This is a genomic window from Priestia aryabhattai (assembly GCF_023715685.1).
GTDB lineage: Bacteria > Bacillota > Bacilli > Bacillales > Bacillaceae_H > Priestia > Priestia aryabhattai_B.
Window position 1 is genome coordinate 235,460 of the sequence record NZ_JAMBOQ010000003.1, and the last position, 20,341, is coordinate 255,800.

At 38.0% G+C, this 20,341-nt stretch carries 18 protein-coding genes and 2 pseudogenes; 17 read left to right on the plus strand and 3 right to left on the minus strand.

The window, feature by feature from the left end:
• The first annotated feature begins 204 nt into the window (after positions 1-204).
• The 4 genes from pxpB to M3225_RS14330 are packed head-to-tail and all read left to right on the plus strand — an operon-like array spanning position 205 to position 3,879.
• Positions 205-927, plus strand: coding sequence for a 5-oxoprolinase subunit PxpB (pxpB, locus tag M3225_RS14315; RefSeq protein ID WP_251394809.1), 723 nt, complete (start codon positions 205-207; stop codon positions 925-927).
• The gene (locus tag M3225_RS14320) at positions 917-1,915 is read left to right on the plus strand and encodes a 5-oxoprolinase subunit C family protein (RefSeq protein ID WP_251394811.1); all 999 of its coding nucleotides are present in this window, start codon (positions 917-919) and stop codon (positions 1,913-1,915) included. Before pxpB ends, M3225_RS14320 begins: the two co-directional genes overlap by 11 nt.
• Positions 1,916-1,926: 11 nt before the next feature.
• The gene (locus M3225_RS14325) at positions 1,927-2,682 is read left to right on the plus strand and encodes a LamB/YcsF family protein (protein WP_251394813.1); all 756 of its coding nucleotides are present in this window, start codon (positions 1,927-1,929) and stop codon (positions 2,680-2,682) included.
• A gap of 9 nt (positions 2,683-2,691) precedes the next feature.
• Positions 2,692-3,879 carry an NRAMP family divalent metal transporter gene (locus tag M3225_RS14330; protein WP_251394815.1) on the plus strand — a complete coding sequence of 396 codons (1,188 nt, stop codon included), beginning with the start codon at positions 2,692-2,694 and terminating at the stop codon, positions 3,877-3,879.
• 42 nt (positions 3,880-3,921) lie between these two features.
• Here the strand turns inward: M3225_RS14330 and trhA are convergent, their stop codons facing one another.
• On the minus strand, positions 3,922-4,572 hold the full coding sequence (gene trhA / locus M3225_RS14335) for a PAQR family membrane homeostasis protein TrhA (protein ID WP_251394817.1): 651 nt from the start codon (positions 4,570-4,572) through the stop codon (positions 3,922-3,924).
• A 382-nt stretch (positions 4,573-4,954) separates the two neighbouring features.
• Here trhA and M3225_RS14340 point away from each other — a divergent pair, with 382 nt between their 5' ends.
• From M3225_RS14340 to M3225_RS14355, 4 genes are all read left to right on the plus strand, one after another.
• Positions 4,955-5,593, plus strand: coding sequence for a DUF1643 domain-containing protein (locus M3225_RS14340; protein WP_251394819.1), 639 nt, complete (start codon positions 4,955-4,957; stop codon positions 5,591-5,593).
• 101 nt (positions 5,594-5,694) lie between these two features.
• On the plus strand, positions 5,695-6,114 hold the full coding sequence (locus tag M3225_RS14345) for a hypothetical protein (RefSeq protein ID WP_251394821.1): 420 nt from the start codon (positions 5,695-5,697) through the stop codon (positions 6,112-6,114).
• Positions 6,115-6,577: 463 nt separating this feature from the next.
• Complete coding sequence (bluB, locus tag M3225_RS14350) at positions 6,578-7,231, plus strand: 5,6-dimethylbenzimidazole synthase (RefSeq protein ID WP_251394823.1); 654 nt, start codon at positions 6,578-6,580, stop codon at positions 7,229-7,231.
• Positions 7,232-7,399: 168 nt separating this feature from the next.
• Positions 7,400-8,431 (plus strand): AI-2E family transporter, encoded by a 1,032-nt coding sequence (locus tag M3225_RS14355; protein ID WP_251394825.1) that lies wholly within the window; start codon positions 7,400-7,402, stop codon positions 8,429-8,431.
• Here the strand turns inward: M3225_RS14355 and M3225_RS14360 are convergent.
• Positions 8,428-9,306, minus strand: a pseudogene (locus M3225_RS14360) (LysR family transcriptional regulator). The gene M3225_RS14355 and the pseudogene M3225_RS14360 overlap by 4 nt on opposite strands.
• A 178-nt stretch (positions 9,307-9,484) precedes the next feature.
• Between M3225_RS14360 and M3225_RS14365 the strand changes: the two are divergent.
• From M3225_RS14365 to M3225_RS14405, 9 genes and pseudogenes are all read left to right on the plus strand, one after another.
• Positions 9,485-9,919 (plus strand): zinc-binding dehydrogenase, encoded by a 435-nt coding sequence (locus tag M3225_RS14365; protein WP_251394827.1) that lies wholly within the window; start codon positions 9,485-9,487, stop codon positions 9,917-9,919.
• Between the two features lie 50 nt (positions 9,920-9,969).
• Entirely contained in the window at positions 9,970-10,194 is a 225-nt protein-coding gene (locus tag M3225_RS14370; protein WP_251394829.1) for a zinc-binding dehydrogenase, read from the plus strand.
• A gap of 234 nt (positions 10,195-10,428) precedes the next feature.
• On the plus strand, positions 10,429-11,007 hold the full coding sequence (locus tag M3225_RS14375) for a DedA family protein (RefSeq protein ID WP_251394831.1): 579 nt from the start codon (positions 10,429-10,431) through the stop codon (positions 11,005-11,007).
• A 517-nt stretch (positions 11,008-11,524) separates the two neighbouring features.
• Positions 11,525-12,421: a shikimate dehydrogenase gene (locus tag M3225_RS14380; protein ID WP_251394833.1), complete on the plus strand. Its 897-nt coding sequence runs from the start codon at positions 11,525-11,527 to the stop codon at positions 12,419-12,421.
• 643 nt (positions 12,422-13,064) lie between these two features.
• A complete protein-coding gene (locus tag M3225_RS14385) occupies positions 13,065-14,369 on the plus strand; it encodes an MFS transporter (protein WP_251394835.1) in 1,305 nt (434 codons plus the stop codon).
• Positions 14,370-14,480: 111 nt separating this feature from the next.
• Entirely contained in the window at positions 14,481-15,689 is a 1,209-nt protein-coding gene (locus M3225_RS14390; RefSeq protein WP_251394837.1) for a CaiB/BaiF CoA transferase family protein, read from the plus strand.
• Positions 15,689-16,645 (plus strand): hydroxymethylglutaryl-CoA lyase, encoded by a 957-nt coding sequence (locus M3225_RS14395; RefSeq protein ID WP_251394839.1) that lies wholly within the window; start codon positions 15,689-15,691, stop codon positions 16,643-16,645. Before M3225_RS14390 ends, M3225_RS14395 begins: the two co-directional genes overlap by 1 nt.
• Before the next feature lie 204 nt (positions 16,646-16,849).
• Positions 16,850-17,340: pseudogene (locus tag M3225_RS14400) on the plus strand (aldehyde dehydrogenase family protein); the annotation flags it as partial.
• 118 nt (positions 17,341-17,458) lie between these two features.
• A complete protein-coding gene (locus tag M3225_RS14405) occupies positions 17,459-18,334 on the plus strand; it encodes a sugar phosphate isomerase/epimerase family protein (RefSeq protein ID WP_251394841.1) in 876 nt (291 codons plus the stop codon).
• A 249-nt stretch (positions 18,335-18,583) separates the two neighbouring features.
• Here M3225_RS14405 and atzF read toward each other — a convergent pair whose 3' ends face one another.
• The gene (gene atzF / locus M3225_RS14410) at positions 18,584-20,335 is read right to left on the minus strand and encodes an allophanate hydrolase (protein ID WP_251394843.1); all 1,752 of its coding nucleotides are present in this window, start codon (positions 20,333-20,335) and stop codon (positions 18,584-18,586) included.
• Positions 20,336-20,341 lie beyond the last annotated feature (6 nt).

Below are 20,341 nucleotides of genomic sequence, written 5' to 3' on the forward strand. Positions count from 1 at the left end.
TTTGTTTTAGTAGAACATAAGATTATTTTATATTTGTATAATGTTATCCATACAGGATACAGATTTATTTTTCTTTTTTTTATTAGATATATAAGAAATTGTTATTTGAAAACAATAATACCATTAGTAATTCTAATAAACGTATCTATCTACAGCATTAAAGGAAGCAGCTCAAACAATACTAAGTAAAAAGGAGGAGACGGAATGAGTAACGATTATCGACTTTATCCTCTTGGTGATAGCGGCATTGTCGTTTCATTTGGAGACGAAATTAATTTCGACATACATAAACGTATTCAGCAATTTACTCAGGTGCTAGAGCAATCATTATGTAAGGGAATGATTGAATATGTGCCGGCTTTTACAACAGTTACAATCTATTATGATCCTTGGGTCATGAGTGAAAAAGGAAAAAGAAACCCTTACACAGCAATATCTACATATATTGAAAAGCTCCTTTTCCACCAGGAAGAAAAATCTGAAGCGGTCGCTAGACAAATTGAAATTCCGGTGTGTTATGGAGGAAAGTACGGTCCGGACTTAGAGAAAGTAGCTGCTTTTCATTCATTAACGCTTGAAGAAGTTATCCGTATTCATACAAATGGAGAGTATTTGGTGTATATGATAGGCTTTGTTCCTGGTTTTCCTTACTTGGGAGGGATGAGCGAAGAAATTGCGACCCCAAGAAAAGAATCACCGAGAAATAGCATCCCAAAAGGGTCAGTTGGCATCGCAGGAATACAAACCGGCGTGTACCCAATCGAGACACCCGGAGGATGGCAGTTAATCGGGCGTACTCCTTTGTCACTATTTAACCCAGAAAAGGATTCGCCAAGCTTGCTTCAAGCAGGTGATCGTATCCGATTTGTTTCCATTTCTGAAACAGAATATGAAGCACAAAAGGAGGTGGATGAAGATGAGTATTAAAGTAATACGTCCTGGTTTATTAACGACGATTCAAGACATCGGCAGACATGGATATCAAAAGGACGGCATGATTGTCAGCGGGGCAATGGACAAAGTTGCTTTAAGGATTGCCAACTTATTAGTAGGAAATCAAGAAAATCGGCCGGTTATTGAAATTACGTTAATGGGACCAAAAATTGAATTTCAGCAAGATGCTTTGATTGCACTGACCGGAGGGGATTTATCGCCAACTGTTAATGATGAAGCCGTAAAGATGTGGCGACCTTTATATGTGAAAAAAGGGAGCGTGCTACAGTTTGGCGTTCCAACTTTAGGATGCCGTTCGTACTTATCGGTTTCCGGTGCTTTTAACGTTCCTGCAATTATGGGAAGTACATCTACTTCATTGCGCGCTCGGATAGGCGGGTTGCACGGTAAAGCATTACAGTCAGGAGACGAAATATTAACCCACCCTCCTACAGAAATAGGGGAAGTAATTATAAAGAAACTGCTGAAAAAGCAAACGGGCCGCTCTTTTCAGCAGGCTTTTTGGACGATTCATCCTAAACTTCTTCCTTCATACGAGACACCTATTATCCGCGCGATGAAAGGTGCGGAATTTGATTGGTTTATAGAAGAAAGTCAACAACATTTCTTTCAGCAAGAATTTGACGTTACGCCGCAATCTGACCGAATGGGCTATAGGCTAAAAGGGAAGAAACTAGTCCTTGGTGAAGAAAAAGAGCTGCTTTCTAGCGCTGTGACGTTCGGTACGATTCAAGTACCAAAAGAAGGACAGCCCATTGTTTTATTAGCAGATCATCAAACGACAGGAGGATATCCTAGAATCGGGCAGGTAGCAACTGCAGATTTTTCAGCGTTGGCGCAAGTTTCTCCAGGGAAAAAGGTTTCTTTTCAAGCAATTTCACTGGATGAAGCGCAGCATTTATATATGGAGCAGGAAAAGAAGATAAATCATATTAAAAGAGCACTTCGAATGAAAATATAAGGGGGAAGAAGATGGCTACCGTTGATTTGAACTGTGACTTAGGGGAGAGTTTTGGGAACTATAGATTAGGAAATGATAAAGAGATTTTGCGCTATGTAACGTCAGCAAACATTGCTTGCGGCTTTCATGCCGGAGATCCTTCGGTTATGAGAGAAACAGTAAAGCTGGCTTTGAGTGAAAATGTGGCGATTGGCGCGCACCCTGGATTGCAAGATTTAGCTGGATTTGGACGTAGATATATGAAAATTACGCCTCGCGAAGCTTATGATTTAATGGTGTATCAAATGGGGGCTCTTTCAGCTTTTATACGTTCAGAAGGAGGGATACTTCATCACGTGAAACCTCATGGCGCTTTATATAATATGGCTGCAGCAGATCGAGACATAGCTAAAGCTATTACCGAAGCTGTTTATAATGTCAGTGAGGAAGCTATCCTATATGGTTTGGCTGGAAGTGAACTGATTAAAGCTGGAAACGAAATGGGCTTACGTACGTCTCAGGAAGTATTTGCAGATCGAACCTATCAACAAAATGGCATGCTGACGCCCAGAAACGTTGAAAACGCCGTTATTAAAGATGAAAACGCCGCTATTTCTCAAGTAATTAAAATGGTCAAAGAAAAGAAAGTGCTCACTGTGCAAAATGAAGAGATTCCCATTCAAGCAGATACCGTTTGTATTCATGGAGACGGTGCACATGCTGTTGAATTTGCCAAAGCTATTTGTGACAAGCTAAAAGAAGAACAAATCATTATTCAACCACAATGAGGTGACATCATGAAAAAAGAACGCAACTGGAGTGTGCTGCTCGGAGCTGCATTTTTAATGGCTACTTCAGCAGTGGGTCCAGGTTTTTTAACTCAAACAACGGTCTTTACACAAGCTCTCGCCGCAAGTTTTGGTTTTGTCATTTTACTGTCGATTTTATTAGACATTGGCGTGCAGCTAAATGTATGGCGTATTATTGCCGTTTCAGAAAAAAGAGCACAGGATATCGCTAACAGTGTTTTGCCAGGTCTCGGCTTATTTATTGCTATTCTAATTGTAATCGGAGGCTTAGCATTTAATATTGGAAACGTAGGAGGCGCGGGTCTTGGCTTCAATGCGCTATTTGGCATTTCTCCTAAAGCGGGTGCAGTCATTACAGCCATCATTTCTATCGCAATCTTTTTAGTTAAAGAAGCCGGAAAATTAATGGATCGTTTTGCTCAATTAATGGGTGGAATATTAATTATTTTAATGGTGTATGTTGCTGTTTCTTCCTCTCCTCCATTAGGAGAAGCGGCATCTAAAACATTTTGGCCAGATAAAATTGACGTAATGGCGATTGTTACTCTTGTAGGAGGAACGGTAGGAGGATATATTACATTTGCAGGAGGTCACCGTTTATTAGATGCAGGAATCAAAGGAAAAGCCGCGATTCCTGAAGTAACAAGAGGAGCAGTATCGGGCATTACGATTGCTTCTATCATTCGAATTTTTCTATTTTTAGCGACATTAGGTGTATTGAGTCAAGGGTTAAAGCTGAATCCTGATAATCCACCTGCCTCTGTTTTTCAGTTAGCTGCAGGAGATATTGGCTATAAATTATTCGGTATCGTCATGGCAGCGGCGGCTATCACTTCAGTTATTGGTTCGGCATATACATCGGTTTCCTTTATTAAATCCTTCAGCAAAAGGATTGAGAAATATGAAAACTGGATTATCATTGCATTTATTACGATTTCAACCCTGATTTTCTTAACGATTGGTCAGCCGGTCACTCTGCTTATTTTAGCTGGAGCATTGAATGGGTTAATTTTGCCTATTACGCTCGGAACAATGCTTATAGCGGCGTATAAAAAGAAGATAGTAGGCGATTACAAGCATCCGACTTGGCTTACCGTTTTTGGCGGTTTTGTGGTCGTTATTATGGCTGTGCTAGGAGTCTATACGCTTGTGACTCAAATTTCAAAACTGTGGTAAGGAATTCTATAACCAATTAAAAAAGGGCCTTCTGACCCTTTTTTAATTGGTTATAGGCAAAACATACAAAATGATTGCTAAAAAGTGGAGTACGGTCCCTCCAAGGACGAAAATATGCCAAATCATATGATGAAAACGAAATCCTCGCCATACGTAAAAAACGGCTCCGATTGTATACAATACGCCTCCAACTACGAGAAGGACAATTCCTTGATGGGCAATAGTTTGAGTTAAGGAATCCCACGCAAACACAATCATCCATCCCATAAATACGTAAAGAATGGTGGAAATAAAAAGGAATTTCTTCACAAAAAAAGCTTTGAATACAATTCCTGCAAGAGCGATGCCCCATACAATGCCAAAAAGTGTCCAGCCGATGGTTCCTTTTACTGCGATAAATAAAAATGGAGTGTACGTACCGGCAATAAACAAATAAATAGAAGAGTGGTCGAATATCTCAAAAAGATCTTTTACCTTCCCTTCCGGAAAGCTATGGACAAGCGTAGAGGAGACGTAGAGAAGCAGCATGGTTACTCCGTAAATAGTAAAACTGATAACGTGCCAAGGCGTTCCTTCTAACGAAGAAAGTACGATTAAAAGCGTTAATCCAACAATACTGAGTACGGCTCCAATGCCGTGTGTAATCGCATTTGCAATTTCTTCTCCTCTTGTAAATGTGTGTGTAGTAGCCATTTACAAAATCCTTTCTTTATACAAATTTATCTTCTATTTTCTCAGAGGATAAGTTTTGAACATACCTGCTGAGGAAAAATCCGTAACTGTCAAAAACATGAGCAAAAAAGTCATTGGTTATTTCTTTATTATAGACCATTTTTTTGATTTTATCTATTTTGACTGGTGATCTGAAAAGATGAAGGGTGTATATGTGAATGTTCACTAGCTGTAAAAAGCATGTATAGAAGAAAAAAATGCTTTTTGAAAAAATGTCAGAAAAGTTGTCATGAAGGCATGATTTTGAAATACATATAAAATAAAACTTTTAACAGTCAAGGTTACGATTACTGCTTAGCTCATTTGCAATAGATAAGTAACAAGATTGTAAGAAGGCAGGGGGATGGAAGCAGTGAAAAAAGAAGTTATTTTTGATGAAACAGGGACATACAAGTACTCTCTATTATGCAAATGGAGTGAAGTAAACGAACGTAAACTTACGTTTATCTTGTCATTTCCAGAAAATACGTATGAATACAGCGACGATGCAGCTGTATCCAAGTGCATAGAACTGGCGCAAAAGTGGGGATTTGGAGTCTTAGAAATCGTTTATTTATTCAGCTATCAAACCGATCATGTTTCGTTTTTACGCATGCTTTCAAAAGAAGAAGCTGTTGGAACAAGAACAGGTGAATATATTCAAAAAGCAGTAGAAGATGCTGAACTTGTTGTGGTAGCTTGGGGCGATCATGGAAGCATTTACAACCGGCAAGAGGAAGTAGAACGCTGTCTGAAACACAAGCCGGTATATTGTTTTGGAAAAACGAAACAGCAATTTCCACGCCATATTTTATCTGTCGTGCACCGTGCAAAATTACAGAAATATGAAGTGCCGGCTAATCGTGAAGAGTCGGAAGAAGTTTCTTCGTTTATTGAAGACATAGATCAAAGTTTTGGTGGAGGGGATTATTCTCCAATTAAACAACTAACAGAAGAAGAACCGCTTATGTTTATTGAAGACATTGCCAGTATGTATCGATAAAGAGAAAAAGCGAGGTTTATATTCCTCGCTTTTTCGTTAGTATAAAACACCAAGTTTTATCATATGGTTGTATCAAGAAGCGTGTGTAAAGGGGGAACTTTATGAAATTGAATGAAGTATTGCACCGCATCACAACTATTTATAATGAGTTAGAAGAAGACTGCTTTCAATATATAGGGGCTGTGATCAATGAAGATGCAGAGCTGGATATTTCTTGTCTAGAAGAATTAAGTACGCTGTTAAACTTCGTATATGAATGCTCGCAGGATGTATTAGTAGGTTCTATTTTAACAAAATTGGATTATGGACAACCCATTTATCAATTTGCTATGTTAAAGCCTATTTCCCTTGAAGGAAATGAAGATAAGTTAGATATTTTATATGAAGAAAAGGTAAAAGTAGAAAGAGCTATTCTAGATGTGTATACAGCTCAGCGAAAGAAGTTATTGACTCAAGCAGCTGATGACTTAAAAGAACTGCACTACGAGCTGCAAACCTATGTGTATGCTTGCAACATATAAATGACTCTTTTGGAATGACAAGGAATATATATAAATAAATGGGAACATGTTAGGGTAAATAAAAAGAACACCTAATCACAGAGTTCTTTTTATTACAAAATATATGATTTTGAACTAGTAAAGCATAAAGACGGTGGTAATGGCAGTTACCCTTTCCTTTGTGCTTTTTTTATCCGATTGTGTTGATGATACTGCTTACTGCGTTAAAAAAGTTCATAAGTACCTCGTTAAGCACGTGATATGCCTCCTCTCTTATTAAATATGTACAGTCAAATTATTCAATTGTGTTAATGATGCTGCTTACCGCGTTAAATAAGTTCATTAAAACGTCGTTGAACATGTTTGCAACCTCCTTTATGATAAATTCATATAGTAATACGAGAAAACATAAAGCTTAGATCACATTTTTTAATATTTTTTTAGAAAAATAGTTAAAAAGAGAGTTTAATGGAGGTTGAAAAAGATGCACTCATTTACAAATGACGAAAAGCAAGCGGTATACAAAGCGATTTACGGAAGAAGAGATGTACGAACATTTTTGTCTGATGAGATTCCTAATGAAACGGTTTATAATATTTTACAGGCTGCTCACAGCGGTCCTTCTGTCGGATTTATGCAGCCTTGGAATTTTATATTAGTATCTGATGCAGAAGTGAAAAATAGACTTGCTTGGGCAGCAGATAAAGAGAGAAGAGCACTGGCTATTCATTATGAAGGTGAAAAGAAAGAAGATTTTTTAGAGCTAAAGATTCAAGGATTAAAAGAAGCACCCTTAACAATTTGTGTAACGTGTGATCCAACAAGAGGAGGCTCTCATGTTCTCGGAAGAAACTCAATTCCAGAAACTGATATGCTGTCAACTGCATGTGCGATTCAAAATATGTGGCTTGCTTCATATGCAGAAGGACTAGCAATGGGGTGGGTGAGTTTTTATAAGAAAAATGATATACGTGACATTTTATATATTCCTCCTCATATTGATCCTGTAGCTCTCATGTCAATTGGTTACACAGATAAATACCCTGAGAAACCAATCTTAGAACAAGCTAACTGGGAAAAAAGAAGGGATTTAGACAAGCTAATTTATCATAATGTATGGAAAAACGAAAAAGAATAGCGAAGAGAAAATAAAGACATACTAAAAAGCGCGGAAATATAGTAAAATTTGAAGATGAAATGATACAATATGTATAGCGAAAGCGGATATGAGTGTCTAGCGTATCCGTTTTATTTATATGTATACAAATGACTTGGGAAAAAGAGAGATAGGAGAATCGAAGGTTTCATGAATATTGCAAGAAGTTGGCTTCATAACAAACTTACTGTTCGCATCATTACGCTCATTATCATTACAGTTTTACTCATCAGCATTAGAAGTATGCTTCAGCTGCTGTTATTTACATTTATTTTTACCTTTTTAATTGGTCGCCTTCAACAAACGTTAAGAAGAAAGCTTCCGCTTAACTCAACGCTTATACTCATCGTCATCTATATCACACTGATGGGGGCCCTCGGTATTGTAGGGTATGTATATATCCCGGTTATCATGACGCAAGTTACCGAGCTTGTACAGAAGCTGATGTATTTTTATAAGCACCCCCCTGATAATACATTCGTCACGTATATTATCGATAATCTAAAGAGATTCAAATCACCAGAAAATATTCAGCAGAATATTGATTTAGTATACAGCTATTTATCTAATATTGGAAAAGTAAGTGCACAAGTTTTCTTAGCACTCTTGTTAAGCCTATTCTTTTTACTTGAAAAGTCGCGGATTCACCGATTGTTTGTCCAATTGGAACAATCTAGACTGGGCTGGTTTTTCAAAGAAGCTGGCTATTTGGGGAGAAAATTTGTTAATTCCTTCGGTAAGGTAATAGAAGTTCAGTTTATTATCGCTTTTGTAAACAGCATTTTATCCGTTATTGCGCTGTGGGTGTTAGGGTTTCCTAATTTGCTCGCGCTTGGAGTTATGGTCTTTTTACTAGGTCTTGTACCGGTTCTTGGGGTGTTTGTTTCACTCATCCCACTTTGTACAATCGCTTACAGTTTGGGAGGCGGTGTAAAAGTGCTATCTGTGTTAATTATGGTGGTAGTACTTCACGCACTTGAAAGCTATGTATTAAATCCAAAGCTCATGTCATCTAAAACAAACCTGCCAACGTTCATTACGTTTATCATTTTAGTGTTTGGTGAACACTTCTTGGGCGTATGGGGGCTGATTCTTGGTATTCCTATTTTTATTTTCTTTTTAGATTTAGTAGGAGTAGATTCAGCACAACAAATGTCAAAAAAAGAAACCTTCGCAGATTAGTTTGCAGAGGTTTCTTTTTTTAAGGAGCGTATCGTTTTTTGAATAGTAGGATGATCTCGATGCTTAAGTTTATAAGCAAGAAAGATCTGATTTTTTACCGCTAAATGTTCAAGTTCAATCTTTACTTTTCTTTCTCGAAGCGCTTCTTGAATTAAATAGCGGGGAAGCAGGCTGATTCCCATGTGATGCTGAATGGCTTTTAACACCGTTTGAAGATTGGGAATCACATGATAAGGCTGAATTTCAGGGCGTTTTTTTAAATGCTGCCGCCAAAATCTCCTGATAATAGGAAGTTCAAGGCCATAGCTAATCCACCGCTGATTGTATAAAAAATCTTCTGCGTCTTTACTAGCTGTAATTTCAAAAGAAGGAGGGACAGTTAAGACAAACTCTTCTTCTTCAATGACCGTATATTCGTTTCCTGGTATTTGCAATCTTTGGGTTGTAATAGCAATATCAATTTCATCGTTTTGTATCTTTTCAAGTAAAGCAGAAGCAATACCAAACTAGCTGTAGCAACGGATACCTGCATCTTTTATTCTTTCTAAAGCTTGCTCTGTAAAATACTCTACAGGAGAACCAATTTTCACGACCGGCAGCGCGTCCGGATATGAGGTGGTCATTTTTAATTCAAGTGAAGCAGCTTCTAGACTTTCAATTGACGGGACGATACGAGTGTACAGTTCTTTGCCTTTTTCTGTTGGAATCATCTTTCTCGGTGCACGGATAAATAAATCTTCGCCTATTTCAGCTTCTAAAGCAGCTAAGTGCTGACTCATTGCCGGCTGCGTTAAGATCCTTGCTCTGGCTGCTTCAGAAACGGATCGATATTTGTAAATGCTAATAAAGCTACGATACCATTCAAAATCAATCATTCACGCTATCCTTTCTTATAAATTTATTTATGGATATCTATTTATTTTCTAATTTGTATTATAGACAAGCTCCTTTTAAAATGAAAATAGTAAGCAAATCATTTTTAGATAAAATAATAAAAGCACCGCTAGCCAAATGATTTAAAAAGGAGACTGCGTCGTCTACCACGGCGACTTTATGAAAAAAGGCGGATATGCTGAATATGCGGTTACAACTGCTCATTCAATTTCACGCATTCCTGATGCTGTTACATTTGAAGAAGCTGCTGCTTTGCCTACTGCAGGTTACACCGCGAATGAAGCACTATTTCGTAAACTTCCAATGAATCATATTAAAACCATTTTAATTCACGGAGGAGCTGGAGGCGTAGGTGGCTTTGGTGTGCAGCTTGCTAAAAACGCTGGAAAAACCGTTTTCTCAACAGCTTCAGCACATAATCATGAATATGTGAAGTCGTTAGGAGCTGATTATGTGATTGATTATCGCGAGGAAAGCGTAGTGGAAAAAGTATTGGAGCTGACAAATGGCCGCGGCGTAGATGCTGTGCTTGACACGGTGAGCGCAAAGAACGCAACGGATTCTTTAGATATGATTGCTATAGAGGGCATTTAGCACATATTGCTGGGGCACCTGATGATACAAAAGTAAAGCCTTTTACAAAGGTGCTTTCTTATCATGAAGTAGCTTTAAATGCTGCGCACCATATTGATGACATGATTGCGCAAGCGGATTTAGCAAAAATGGGTGATGAGCTTTTAGCATTAGTAACAGAGAAAAAAGTAGCTCCGATGATTGAGCGCATCATCTCGTTAAAAGAGGTGCCAAGTGCATTAGAAGAGCTCTCAAGACGCCATGTGAAAGGGAAAATTATTGCTAAAATTAAATAATAGCAAGACAGAAAAGGCTCTTTTATTACATCTAATAAAAGAGCCTTTTCTGCTATTTTCTTTTTTTGCGTTACTTCACTTATGAACTGCATATGATAGAAGATAATCAAATATAGCAAACCAATGTATATGAGCTTTTTTTACTAGTAAAATTGGTTTGAAATCGTGAAATTTTGAATAGTTTGAGTTATGATGAAAGAACGTGAAATTTGTATGATTGAAAGGAGAAAAAAGGTGCAAGGGTTTATTGATTTTGTACAAAATTTAGGCATAGTGGGCATCTTTATTGCTACAGCAATCGAAGCTGCAGCAATTCCTTTTCCGTGTACGTTATCGATCTTGCTTATTGGCTCGGTGCTGCAGCTTTCAATATGGAAAATCCTTATTGTTTCAGCTGTCAATACCGTTATTTATATCGCATTCAACTATATTCCGTTCGTTATGGGATATAGGTTTGAATCTATTACCAAGCGCTGGTTTGGTGAAAAAAATATAAAGCGTGCTCAAAAGTGGTTTCATAAATATGGAAAATGGAGTATTACGATTTCTCGTCCCATCAGTATCGCAAACTATATAACCTATTTAGCAGGTCTTAGTAAAATAAAATCCAGGGACTTTTTTTTATACAGCACCCTGGGCATTTTTCCATGGTTTGTTTTTTTGCTCTATGTAGGAGGACTTGGAGATATTGAAAAAATCCAAAAATATTTGCATGATGTTGATCGTTTAGTATTTGTTATCCTTATAGTCGGAGTAATGGTTGGTGCAGGCTGGTGGATGAAAAAGAGAAAAGAAAGCCATACTCAAAAATAGAGCTATAATTATTGTTATAGCTTTATTTTTAATATAGAGAAATTCTTTAAATAAAAAGATTTTTCTGAAAAGTAACAAAAAAACATTTTTCCTTTCAAAAAAATGTGATACTATGATATATAAGGTCGCTAAGAGTTGTCTTAGTTCACCGGCTGCTTACTGCAGTCATTTAATAAAGAGGCTAGGTATAGGTGAAAGCTTTGTTTCTAGTAATTTTGAGAAATGCTGCCTTGTGAAGGGAGGTAAGAAGTACAGTACGTGTCAAACGTATTTTATTAAAATAGTAAACTTGTAAGCGATTTCTTTATTTTTTATATGTGAGTAGAGCAGCTTTGGTTTTAAATGTAGCTTTTCACAAGTTGGTTGAATAATAAGTATAGGCGGAAATTAGATCGATCTAATTACAAGTATTATATGAATGCGAAATGGGTTTGATGGTAAATGAAAGTAAGCTTAAAAAGTACAGGTTAGGTTCCGCAAGTATTTCTGAAATTTTAATAAAACAGGAGGTAAAATCATGAAAAGCGTAGGGCGTATTAATGGTAAAACTCAGCTCATTGGCCTTTTAGCAACTCCAATTGGACATTCATTATCACCATCTATGCATAATATGGCCTTTAAAAAACTGGGATTGAATTATGCTTATTTAGCTTTTGAGGTAGGAAATGACTCGTTAGAAGATGCGATTAAAGGGCTGAGAGCGTTAAATGTTAAAGGTTTTAATGTATCGATGCCAAATAAGACAAAAATTCTCCCGTTTCTTGATGAATTAGCAGACAGCGCCAAATTTTCAGGAGCTGTAAATACAGTTGTAAACGATAATGGCCTATTAATTGGGCATAGCACAGACGGTATGGGCTACATTCGAAATTTAAAAGAGCACGGTGTAGATATCAAAGGGAAAAAAATGACTTTGATCGGTTCGGGTGGAGCAGCTACGCCTATTGCTATTCAAGCAGCCTTAGAAGGACTTGAAGAATTAACAATCTTTGCTCGTCACGATGAGTTTTATTCAAAAGCTGTAGAAAATGTAAAAATTATTAATGAAGAGATGAAGCATGTTTCATGTAAAGCAAAGCTGTATTCTCTTGAGAATACAGACAGGTTAAGAGAAGAAATTAGAACGAGCGATATTTTGACAAACGGAACGGGAGTGGGAATGAAACCGTTAGAAGAATTCAGCATTATTGAAGATATATCAATGCTACGTCCTGATTTAATTGTAACAGATGTCGTGTATATGCCTATGAGATCAAAACTGTTAGAACAAGCTGAATCAGTTGGATGTCAAACAATTAATGGAATAGGAATGATGATCTGGCAAGGGGCCATGGCGTTTGAATTGTGGACGGGAAAAGAGATGCCTGTGGAATATATTAAACAACAAATGTTTGAACCGAGCTTACAATATTAAAAACGCGTATTTTTAAACTTTGCTAGAAAGTTGTACGAATGAAGTGTCTATATTTTTTACTTCTTTAGCGCAATAAGAGAAATGATTCTAAATTTAATATGGTTATTGTTTAAAAGGTTTTGTTATATTAAAAAAGTATATATTTCAATTTTCTAAAAATTAAAAATATATATTGCGTAGACAAATGTAATTCAGTATACTAAAACTCAAGTTTGAATTGATTTTATATTAGTCTGTGCACAAAGACGACTCTCAGCAAAAAAAGGCAGGTGTTAGAATGAGAAATTAAAAAAGTAGACGTTGATCATCATGTTCGGATATTTGAGTAGACCATAAAATATATATCACCGTTCCGCAATATGTGAAGCGACTTCCGCTGAAATTAGATCGTTCTAATAAAGATTTATTAGATCGTTCCAATTAGAATTTTCTATTAATCTTTTTAATTCCACTAATAAAATGTTTTTACAAAAGGATAAGAGAACAAGTAAATAGCTAGAGGATTAGGTTTTCAGCATTGCAATCTTTCAACTTTAGTTCAGACTGGCTCTATTTAAACAAGCAATTATAAATTGAATCTGAGCAAAGAAACATTTTTTAAAATGAAAGCGCATACTTAAAATCTTATGAGTGAGGGAAAAGAATGAAAAAACATCGTTGGTCGATTGTATTCTTGATTGCGGTTGGTGTAATTGTAAACTATTTTGATCGAATCAATATGTCCATTGCTATGCCATTGTTACAAAAAGAATTTAATTTGACAGCAGGGCAGATGGGGATTTTCCTATCAGCATTTGCATGGTCTTACGCTTTACTTCAACTTCCTATAGGGCCTTTGCTAGATAAAATAGGCGTAAAATGGGTAACGCGTGTAGCTACCGTGATATGGACAGTAGCTTGTCTTTTAACTGCAGCAGCAAATGGATGGGGTTTAATTATTTTATCTCGGGTGCTGTTAGGAGTTGGGGAAGCACCATTCTTTCCATCTGCTGCCAAAGCAGTTAGCCATTGGGTTCCTCGTCAGGAGCGCGGAAAAGCTATCGCAGCTTATGATTCTCAGTCCAAACTTTCCAACGCCATCGGCGCGCCTATATTAGCCCTAATTGTAACAGAGTGGGGCTGGCGAGGCGGTTTCTTAGCAACCGCTATTCTTAGTTTCATATATGCTGTCGTCTATTGGATCTGGTATCGTGAACCTCATGAAGATGAGCGTTTGACGAAAGAAGAATATGACTACATTGTTCAAGGCGGTTCTCAAAGTTCAGAAGAAGCTAAAGGCAGTGCAATGGAGAACATTAGATATTTGCTAACTAAAAGAAAAGTTTGGGCAGTATTCATTGGGTTTGCGGCATACGGCTATTCATGGTTTTTGTTCTTGACTTGGCTTCCTGGATATTTAGCAACAGAAATGAACATGTCTATCTTAAAATCAGGCTGGTATTCTGCTATACCTTGGATTGTAGGTACCATTACTGAAGTGGTAATTGGCGGCTGGCTTGTTGATCGTCTCATTAACAAAGGGTATGATCGGACACGTGTTAGCAAATTTTTTCTAGTAATAGGTATGGTATGTGGTTTATCAATTATTGGCGCAGCGTTTACTCACAGTGCAAACATAGCTGTGTTTTGGATTTCAACAGCACTTGGAGGTCTTGTTGTCACATCTGCTGTTGCCTACAGCATTCCTACATTTATTGCACCAAAAGGAACGGTGGGAACATTAACGGGACTTTTAACATTTGGAAATAATTCAATGGCTATTGTTGCGCCAATTACGACTGGGTTTATTGTTCAGGCAACGGGTTCATTTATGTATGCTTTCCTTTTAGCAGCTGCTTTTTTGGTTATTGGAATTTTAAGCTATACGTTCTTATTAACAGATCTAGAGCCAATTGAAAGCAAAGAGTCTACCCTATTAGAGGAAAAGGAGTTAACTTTAGAAAAATAAATAATCTTAGTATTTAGACTATTAATATTAGTTTTTAACATATTAAAGAAAATGTACTAATCAATTATCTTAATTAAGCATGCAAACAGTTATTACCGGAGGGGATTCAACGTGTTAACCAAAAATTACGGACCTTTAACAGGAGTCCAAATACTAGATATCTCTACTATGATTGCTGCTCCTTTTGGAGCTACTCTGCTAGCGGACTTAGGAGCGGAAGTAACCAAAATTGAGCTTCCGGGAAAAGGAGATACGCTTCGGACCGTAGGGCCTTGGAAAGGGACTGAGCCTTTAAGATGGCCGGGACTAGCTCGCAATAAAAAGTCTGTTACACTGGACATTCGATCAGAAGAAGGAGCAGAGATTTTCAAAAAGCTAATTAGTCAAGTAGATGTTTTAATTGAAAATTTTCGCCCGGGTACACTGGAAAAATGGAACTTAGGATATGAAGAGCTTAAAAAAGTTAACCCTAAGCTAGTAATGGTGCGCGTATCAGGTTATGGACAAACAGGCCCTTATCGAGAAAAAGCTGGATTCGGTACACCAGGCACAGCATTTAGTGGACATACTTATTTGCAGGGGTATTCGGATCGTCCGCCAGTCAGTCCTTCTTACTCTTTACTAGATTATGTAACTGGCATATATACTGCGTTCGCTTGTGTAAGCGCTATCTACCATAGAGATGTACACGAGCAGCCGGAAGGTCAAGTAGTAGAAATGGGATTATATGAATCTATTTTTCGAATGATGGAATTTTTAATCGCTGAATATGATCAAAACGGCAAAGTAAGAGAGAGAAGTCCTGGACTTGCAGGTCATTCAAGCCCTGCAGGCACATATGAAACAAAAGACGGAAAATTTGTTGTATTGGTATGCAGTACAGACTCTACCTTTGATCGTCTAGCAGAAGCAATGGAAAGGAGAGATATGTTAAAGGACCCGCGATACTATACAAATGTAGAACGTCTAAAGCACGATCATGAAGTTCAGGAAATTGTGTCAAATTGGATTAAGGGCTTCACTCAAGATGAGCTGCAGGAAAAGTTAGATTCATTTGGTGTACCTGTTAGCCCTATCTACAGCATTGAAGATATATTTAATGATCCTCAGTATAGAGAGCGAGAAAACATTGTAGAAGTAGAGCATCCCCGTTTAGGAAAAATTAAGATTCCAGGAGTAGTACCAAAGTTTTCACATACACCGGGAGCCATTCGTCATCGTGCGCCTGAATTGGGAGAACACAATGAAGAAATTCTAGGCCGAAAACTTGGATTATCAAGTGAAGAATTAGCGGCGTTGAAAGAAAAGGGGGTTATTTAATGAATGCTATTCAAAAAATAGAGTTACCGGAAAAAGTCATAATCTGTGAAGTAGCTCCAAGAGATGGATTTCAAGCTGAAAATGAGTGGATTCCTACGGAAGAAAAAATATCTATTATCCGTCAACTAGCCAAAACAGGCATTCAATCAATGGAAATTACATCTTTTGTACACCCGAGAGCCATTCCTCAGTTAAAGGATGCCGAGCAGGTCGTAGAAAGTGTTCAAGATTTAACAAATATCAAATTTCGCGCTTTAGTTCCGAATGTAAAAGGTGCACAACGAGCCATTAACGCCGGAGTGAAAAAGTTAAAGCTTATGCTTTCAGCTACAGATTCTCACAGCTTATCTAACGCAAATTGTTCTGTAGCAGAAGCCCAAAAAGGTTTTTATCCTATTATCGAATTAGCGGAAAAGCATAACGTTAAAGTGGGAGGTTCAATTTCGGCAGCTTTTGGATGTCCTTATGAAGGAAAAGTTGCTATAGAGCGCATTTCTTCTATTGTAGAACGATACAGAATGATGGGAGTCGAAGAAATTTCTTTAGCGGATACAACAGGGATGGCAAATCCTCAGCAAGTGTATCGTATGCTAGGGTTTCTTAAACAAAATTATCCCGACATTATTTTCTCCATGCATTTGCACAATACGAGAGGAATGGCATTTTCTAATGTAGTGGCTGCTCTGCAGCAGGGTGTTATTCATTTTGATAGTTCTATTATCGGTTTAGGAGGATGTCCCTATGCCCCAGGTGCCACGGGAAATATAGCTACAGAGGATCTGGTTCATGGATTAAGTGAAATGGGAATTCATACAGGTATTGATCTTAACAAGCTTATTGAAGCGGCAAAAGAGGTGAAGCAAGTAATTGGCCATGACGGTGGAAGCTATATGCTGCAAGCAGGTCCTTGTTCAGAACTTCATGCTAAGCCAAAGGTTCAAGAGAAGTTAGTATAAATAATCCGTAAACATTGACAAGTACGATAGCCTTTTAGGAGGTGATGTAGGCGTTTAGATAAAAATGAATTAGATCGATCTATATATCGTATAAATAACGTTCAAGACTTCTTTTATATAAAAGTTTGGTCAATATAAGCATGGTTAGTACGTGAAAAGACAAAATAGATTTTGTTTAATAAAAATGAAAAGTTGGTGGTAAACATGATAGAAACTATTCAAAAGAAATCACAGCCTTATATTAACGGTGGATGGATTGTTGAAGATCGTGAAGTCGCTTTAATAAAAAACCCCTATTCAGGAGAAGTCATAGGTGAGCAGTTATTAGCGAATGAAGAAGATGTTGAAAAAGCATTAGCATCAGCATATGAAGCAAAAAACAAGTCGCTGCACTTTCTTCTTACAAGCGTTCTAAAATTTTAAAGAAGGCGGCTATATTACTAGAACAAGAGAAAGAAAAATTTGCTCGACTTATTTCTTTAGAATTAGGAAAGCCTTTGAAAAATACGCTGGATGAAGTGGCCCGTTCAATCGAAACATTAGAATTGTCAGGGGAAGAAGCAAAAAGATTGATTGGTGAAACATTGCCTGGCGACGTTTCAGAACGCGGTGCACAAGCTATTGCATCTACTTTTCGAGTGCCGATTGGTGTTGTAGCGGCTATCACACCGTTTAACGCCCCTTTAAATCTTGTGTATTAAGACTGCCCATAGAGAAATAACATCAAATCAATATGTAAAACGTTTAAAAGTATATATTGGCGTTTCTGATTAGATCGATCTAACACAGCTGAATAAAGGAGGAATTTATAAAATGTCCAATCAATTTTCCCTTGCTTATCTTACTGTTCTTGGATGTTCACCACCTGAAATGACGTACATGGCTGCGAAGGCAGGATATGATTTTGTTAGCTTGAGGCCTATTTACATGGGGTTGCCTGGAGAGCCTAATTATGCGTTAGCTGAAAATAAGCAGCTGATGCGAGAAACAAAATCCGCTATGTCAGAAACAGGAGTGAAGCTTCTCGATATAGAGTTAGCACGTATCTATGAAGGAGCTGATCTAAAACGTTACTTACCTGCAATGGAAGCAGCTGCTGAACTTGGAGGACGTCACGTCCTTAGTAGCATTTGGACTGATGATCGCAATTTTGGTATTGAATGTTTTGCTGAACTCTGTGATCTAGCTAAGCCTTTTGGTTTAACCATTGAATTAGAATTTGTTCCTATTGCGAGCGTATACAACCTTAAAGGAGCACTGGATTTTCTTCATACAGCTAACCGCGAAAATGCAGGTCTTATGATTGATATTCACCATTTTCATCGATCAGGAGATAAGGTGGAAGATTTGGATCAAGTACCTTGTGAGTGGTTTCGCTACCTTCATCTTTGCAACGCTTCTGCGGAAATTCCTGTTTCAAAGGAAGAGATGACTCGAGTTCTTAGGGAAGAACGATTGTATTTAAATGAAGAAGGTATTGACGTTGCTAGTATTGTGAATCGTATCCCGCAAGTTCCTTATTCCATAGAATTGCCACATGTGAAACGTGCCAACGAATTAGGATATGAAGAGTTTGCGCGCCAGTGTTTACAAACTGCTAAACAATACTTAGATAAACATCCGCGCAACAAGTATGTTTCTCATGACACTATGGGACAAGATCAGCTGCGTTTTCATTCTACACGATAGGTGCTTTAGAGATTGTTATGTATCTCATCTTTTAGGTCTAACTAATTGAACTACCCCCACTTAGCAAGCTTGAAGTGGGGGTCTTCTCGGTTAGAATGATAAACATAGGAATCAAGAATAAATAGCGTATGAGATCGTACATTTACTTTGTAATAATTAATGCTGAGTTGCTATTTTTATATACATTGAAGGTTTGACGAAAAAGAGCTGTTGAGAATTTCCTCAACAGCTCAGCAAATGATTGATTTATTAGTAATTTGAGAGAGCCCGCCAGCTTCTATAAGACGTAATATCCTCCGCATCTTCTGTCGCATGAGCTTCACAAAGAAAACCTGCTACTTCACTGCCGTCTTGAAGAGTGATTTTGCCTAGTCCAAGAGGAGAAGGGATAGAATCGGCAAAAGAGCCGAGTAATGATAAAGGCATTTCCCAAATTTCAACTTCAATTTTTTCTCCTTGTTGATGTGCTCGCAACAGCCCCGGTTTTGCTGGAGAAGTAGGAAGCTTAAAAAGTTGGTAACAAGGAGCGGTTTGGTCTTTTCGTACAAATGAAGCTCCGTGTTCAAGCATTTGAGGTTCAAGTGAAAACCCGCGCATATGCAAACCGCAAACTGCTATTAATGTTGTATCTTTTTGTGAACTCACCGTTTGTTCCCCATTTAAAAACAATTCGCTGAGTCCGCAAATGAATTGTTCACCGTCAAATGTAGAGAAAAACGAAATGCCGAACGGTAAATCAAGGCCTGCATCTTGAGATGGAAGAGATACAGCACATAAATCGAGTAAGTTACAATGGTTTGTAAAACGCCCCATGTCACTGTTTGTATCAATTGGATTTTCTCTTACTTGTTCCCGCGTCCACGTTCCGCCAGCTGTTGGCATAACAAGAACAGCATTTTTAAGCTGGTGATATGCTTTGTGTTTAAATGATTGAAGCTTATGTGAAGCTTGAAATAAGGTAGCAGCATCATATTCTGATTTAGCTCCTGAACGAAGCACTTGCTCGGTTACAGGAAATGCTGTTTCTTCATGAGAAGTGATAAATTCCCCTAAATCAGCCCAGCGCTCGGCTACGTAAGGGCCGTCATATAATAAAGCAGCTGCTTCACTTAAATACGAGCCTTCAATGTATTGAATTGGAATAGATAAATCTTCAATCTTTTTCACTGCTTGTTTCCACGCTTCTTCGTATTGTTCAGCAAACGGCCCGTAAAATGAAAGCGGTTCTTTTACCATGCAAATTTTTCTAGGAAGAGCCGAAGAAGCACGAACAACAGAGCGTGACCATGGATCCCGATCGTCTATTCCTCTAATAAGAGAATCCACTAGCAGTACGTCATTCCATTCATGAGCAAAAGCAGTGACGCAGTCTAAACTTTTACACGCCGGAACTACACCGATAGATGGCCACGCTCCGAGGGAAGGTTTATAGCCAATTAAACGGTTTAAACCTGCTGGAACGCGTCCTGAACCAGCTGTATCGGTGCCTAAAGAAAAAGCAGCATGCCCGCGAGCTACGGATACAGCTGATCCTGAGCTCGATCCGCCGCTAATGAGCTCTGACTTTAATGCGTTGTGTGTTTCGCCGTAAGGGCTTCGTGTACCGACAAGTCCTGTAGCAAATTGATCCAAGTTGGTCTTTCCAAGAGGGACAGCACCTGCATCAATAAGGCGTTGAACAACCGTAGCATGTTCAGAAGGGATATACGTATATTCTTTACATCCGGCTGTTGTAGGTATATGTGCTACATCGATATTGTCTTTAATGGCGAATGGAATTCCCCACAATGGTAACGCTTCAGGGCTTAGCGTGACTAAGCGATCAAGATAAGGTTTTAACTCGCCAAGTGTAGGAGGGGTAATCCATATGTTCATGTCTTTGTCAGCTTCTACACGTGTAAGAATTTGATGAACCACATCTTCCGGAGTTAATTCTTTTTTGATATACATATCGCGTAACCATTGAATCGAAAATGTTTTAGGCAAGCTCACTGTTTTCATTGTATC

Bases quoted from the DNA above. Each gene is read 5' to 3' on its own strand.
- M3225_RS14365 (WP_251394827.1), top strand. From the start codon at position 9,485: ATGAAAAAAGGCGGATATGCTGAATATGCGGTTACAACTGCTCATTCA.
- M3225_RS14405 (WP_251394841.1), top strand. From the start codon at position 17,459: ATGTCCAATCAATTTTCCCTTGCTTATCTTACTGTTCTTGGATGTTCA.
- M3225_RS14320 (WP_251394811.1), top strand. From the start codon at position 917: ATGAGTATTAAAGTAATACGTCCTGGTTTATTAACGACGATTCAAGAC.
- M3225_RS14355 (WP_251394825.1), top strand. From the start codon at position 7,400: ATGAATATTGCAAGAAGTTGGCTTCATAACAAACTTACTGTTCGCATC.
- M3225_RS14385 (WP_251394835.1), top strand. From the start codon at position 13,065: ATGAAAAAACATCGTTGGTCGATTGTATTCTTGATTGCGGTTGGTGTA.
- M3225_RS14340 (WP_251394819.1), top strand. From the start codon at position 4,955: ATGGAAGCAGTGAAAAAAGAAGTTATTTTTGATGAAACAGGGACATAC.
- pxpB (WP_251394809.1), top strand. From the start codon at position 205: ATGAGTAACGATTATCGACTTTATCCTCTTGGTGATAGCGGCATTGTC.
- trhA (WP_251394817.1), bottom strand. From the start codon at position 4,572: ATGGCTACTACACACACATTTACAAGAGGAGAAGAAATTGCAAATGCG.
- M3225_RS14330 (WP_251394815.1), top strand. From the start codon at position 2,692: ATGAAAAAAGAACGCAACTGGAGTGTGCTGCTCGGAGCTGCATTTTTA.
- M3225_RS14380 (WP_251394833.1), top strand. From the start codon at position 11,525: ATGAAAAGCGTAGGGCGTATTAATGGTAAAACTCAGCTCATTGGCCTT.
- M3225_RS14395 (WP_251394839.1), top strand. From the start codon at position 15,689: ATGAATGCTATTCAAAAAATAGAGTTACCGGAAAAAGTCATAATCTGT.
- bluB (WP_251394823.1), top strand. From the start codon at position 6,578: ATGCACTCATTTACAAATGACGAAAAGCAAGCGGTATACAAAGCGATT.
- atzF (WP_251394843.1), bottom strand. From the start codon at position 20,335: ATGAAAACAGTGAGCTTGCCTAAAACATTTTCGATTCAATGGTTACGC.
- M3225_RS14345 (WP_251394821.1), top strand. From the start codon at position 5,695: ATGAAATTGAATGAAGTATTGCACCGCATCACAACTATTTATAATGAG.
- M3225_RS14325 (WP_251394813.1), top strand. From the start codon at position 1,927: ATGGCTACCGTTGATTTGAACTGTGACTTAGGGGAGAGTTTTGGGAAC.